General features: G+C 70.4%; 3 protein-coding genes. All 3 read left to right on the top strand.

Annotated features, from left to right (window positions below):
- Positions 1-158: 158 nt before the first annotated feature.
- The gene (locus tag AC27VN_RS35710; RefSeq protein WP_490879680.1) at positions 159-1,808 is read left to right on the top strand and encodes an NAD(P)/FAD-dependent oxidoreductase; all 1,650 of its coding nucleotides are present in this window, start codon (positions 159-161) and stop codon (positions 1,806-1,808) included.
- A gap of 66 nt (positions 1,809-1,874) precedes the next feature.
- Entirely contained in the window at positions 1,875-2,597 is a 723-nt protein-coding gene (locus tag AC27VN_RS35705) for a response regulator transcription factor (protein ID WP_093344026.1), read from the top strand.
- Positions 2,598-2,682: 85 nt separating this feature from the next.
- On the top strand, positions 2,683-3,656 hold a 974-nt coding region (locus AC27VN_RS35700), incomplete at its 3' end, for a histidine kinase dimerization/phospho-acceptor domain-containing protein (protein ID WP_490879679.1).

Below are 3,656 nucleotides of genomic sequence, written 5' to 3'. Positions count from 1 at the left end.
GCTCGCGCAGGTCAACCCGATGGCGCAGGCGCTCGGCCTGTTCGAGGCGCTGGCGCGGCTCGACGGCCGCACCGATGCGCCGGTGACGCTGCCGCTGTCCCCCACCCTCTCGCTGAGACTGCTGCTGCGGCCCGGCGGGCATTGACGGAAAACCCCGAATGAAGCCGACCGCCCCTCGTTACGACGCAGTGATCATGGGTGGCGGTCTGGCAGGGCTCACGCTCGCGCTGCAGCTGCGCCAGCGCTTCGACGACCTCTCGGTGCTGGTGCTCGAGCGCCGCGCGCACCCGGTGCCGCATGCGGCGCACAAGGTGGGCGAATCGTCGGTCGAGATCGGCGCCCATTACTTCGACACCGTGCTGGGCCTGAAGCCGCACTTCGAGAACGCGCAGCTGCGCAAGTTCGGCTTCCGCTTCTTCTTCAGCGAGGGCCGGCGCGACATCGACGGCGTGACCGAGATCGGCGCCAGCCGCTACCTGTCGGTGCCCAGCTACCAGATCGACCGCGGCATCCTCGAGAACTACCTCGCGCAGGAGGCCGCGCGCCACGGCGTGCACTTCGCCGACGACGCCTTCGTGCGCCGCATCGAGCTGGCCGAGGACGGCGCCACCCACCACCGGCTGCAATGGACCCAGGGCGGCGAAACCCGCGACACCGAGGCGCGCTGGCTGATCGACGCCTGCGGGCGCGCCGGCCTGCTCAAGCGCAAGCTGGGGCTGGCGCAGCCCAACGACCACGACGTGAACGCCGTGTGGTTCCGCATCGGCGAGCGCATCACCATCGACCACTGGAGCGACGACGAGGCCTGGCGCGCGCGCTGCGATCCGCAGGCGCGCTGGCTGTCGACCAACCACCTGGTGGGCGCGGGCTACTGGGTGTGGCTGATCCCGCTGGCCTCGGGCTCGCATTCGGTGGGCATCGTGGCCGACCAGAAGCTGCATCCGCTGGCCACCATCGACACCTTCGACAAGGCCATGGCCTGGTTCGCGACCTACCAGCCGCGGCTTTACGAGGCGCTCGACGGCAAGCGCCACCTGCTGCAGGACTTCGCGTTCCTGCGCCACTTCTCGTACGGCTGCAAGCAGGTGTTCTCGGACCGGCGCTGGGCGCTGACCGGCGAGGCCGGCCTGTTCCTCGACCCCTTCTATTCGCCGGGCAGCGACTTCATCGCGATCGGCAACACCTACATCACCGACCTGATCGCGCACGACCGGCGTGGCCGCTCGATCGAGGCGCGCGCACAGCTCTACGACCAGATCTACCACTCGTTCTACGAGAGCACGCTGGCGCTCTACCAGGACCAGTACCCGCTGTTCGGCGATCCCGAGGTGCTGCCGGTGAAGGTGATCTGGGACTACGCCTACTACTGGGGCGTGCTGTCGCAGATCTTCTTCCAGGGCCGGCTCACCGACCTGGCGCTGCTGGGCGCCGTGCGCGACGAGCTGCAGCATTGCCAGCGCCTCAACCTCGCGGTGCAGGCGCTGCTGCGCGCCTGGTCGGGCGCGAGCGAGAAGCGCAACCGCGCGGCGATGCTCGACCAGGCCGCGATGCCGTGGTTCGCCGAGCTCAACCGCAGCCTCAACGACCGGCTCGACGACGCGGCCTTCAAGGCGCGCATCCGGGCCTCGACCGCGCAGCTGCGCCGGCTGGCCGGCGAGATCCTCGCGCGGGCGCGCGACTGCGATCCGGCGCTCGAAGCTGTCGCGCTCGAGGCCCTGCTCGCGCAGCCCGAATACCGCGGCGCGGAGCGGCTTTCGGCGGCCCCGCAGCACGACGGCGCTATGCTTTTCGCAGTGCCGGCCGGTTGACACCGCGGCACCAGGTTTACCCAACTTTACGGAGCGTTCAAGCCAGCTTGCTCCCGGTGGAACACCATGAAGCGCATGAGCACCCCCCAACTCCTGATGATCGAAGACGACCAGCGCCTGGCGCAGATGGTCGGCGAATACCTCACCCAGTCGGGCTTCGGCTTCAACCATGCCGGCGACGGCGCCAGCGGCCTCGAGCAGCTGCAGCAGCACGCGCCCGACCTCGTCATCCTCGACCTGATGCTGCCCGACACCGACGGCCTCGAGGTCTGCCGCCGCATCCGCGCGCTGCCGGGCGCGATCTCCAAGGTGTCGGTGCTGATGCTGACCGCCAAGGGCGACCCGATGGACCGCATCATCGGCCTGGAGATCGGCGCCGACGACTACCTGCCCAAGCCCTTCGAGCCGCGCGAGCTGCTGGCGCGCATCCGCGCCGTGCTGCGCCGCCGCGGCGAGAGCAGCACCGAGGCCGAGGCGGCGTCGATGATGCGTTTCGGCACGCTCGAGATCGACCGCAACGCGCGCACCGTCTCGGTGGCCGGCCAGGTGGCCGACCTCACCTCCTACCAATTCGACCTGCTGGTCGCGATGGCCGAGCGCGCGGGCCGGGTGCTCACGCGCGACCAGATCATGGAAGCCGTGCGCGGCCGCGAGCTCGAGGCCTTCGACCGCTCGATCGACGTGCACATGGGCCGCATCCGCGCGGCGATCGAGGTCGACGCGAAGAATCCGAAGCGCATCCTCACGGTCCGCGGCGTGGGCTACGTGTTCGCCAAGCAGCAGGACTGAACGGCCGACGGGTGATTTCCGTCCCGCTCGTGGCACCTCTCCAGAAAAAGCGGCCGCCCCCGGCCGCCGCACTCCCCACCTCCCCATGATCAATCTGTACTCCCGCCACCTCTACGTGCGCATCTGGCTCGCGGTGGTCGGCGGCGTGGTGATCCTCACGCTGATGGCCAACTGGATCGTGCGCGTGGCGGCCGAGGCCGAGCGCGAGCGGCTGGCGCCGGTGCCGCGCGAGGTGGTGGTGCTCGACGCGCAGGACAAGCAGATCGGCGCCGGCAAGGCATTGCGCGTGCCGGGCCAGGGGCTGGAGTTCGACGTGACGCTCAGCGACGGCAAGGAGATCACGCTGCGCGTGGCGCCGCGCGAGCGCGCCACCGGCACCAGCGGCTTCGCGCCCTGGCGCACGCCCTTCGGCCTGGGCTGGATGATCGCGCTGGTCGGCGTGGCGGTGGCGCTCGGCGTCTATCCGATCGTGCGCCGGCTCACCAAGCGGCTCGAGACGCTGCAGCGCGGCGTGCAGCGCTGGGGCGAGGGCGATCTGTCGGTGCGCGTCACCGAGGAAGGGCAGGACGAAGTGGCCGATCTCTCCAAGCGCTTCAATGCATCGGCGGTGCGCATCGAACAGCTGGTGCGCTCGCACAAGTCGCTGCTGGCGAATGCCTCGCACGAGCTGCGCTCGCCGCTGACCCGCATCCGCATGAGCCTGGAGCTCATGGGCGACCAGCCGAGCCCCGCGGCGCGCGCCGAGATCTCGCGCAACATCGCCGAGCTCGACCAGCTGATCGACGAGATCCTGCTGGCCAGCCGGCTCGACGCCAGCGAGGCCGACATGGGCACCATCGAGGCGGTCGACCTGACCGGCCTGGCCGCCGAGGAATGCGCGCGCGTCGACGCCGAGCTCGACCTGGTGGCGGGCACCGACAACGCGGCGCTGACCGTGCCGGGCGTCTCGCGGCTGCTGCGCCGCGTGATCCGCAACCTGCTCGAGAACGCGCGCCGCTACGGCGCCGGCGAGATCTCGGTCGAGCTCGGCAGCGCCGACGGCCAGGCCACGGTGCGCGT

This window comes from Variovorax sp. 20P10.2.4 (assembly GCF_058244205.1).
This window is presented reverse-complemented; position numbering and strand designations above follow the sequence as displayed.

What these genes read in the sequence shown, in the direction of transcription:
- AC27VN_RS35705 (WP_093344026.1), top strand. Translation starts at nt 1,875, where the DNA reads ATGAAGCGCATGAGCACCCCCCAACTCCTGATGATCGAAGACGACCAG.
- AC27VN_RS35710 (WP_490879680.1), top strand. Translation starts at nt 159, where the DNA reads ATGAAGCCGACCGCCCCTCGTTACGACGCAGTGATCATGGGTGGCGGT.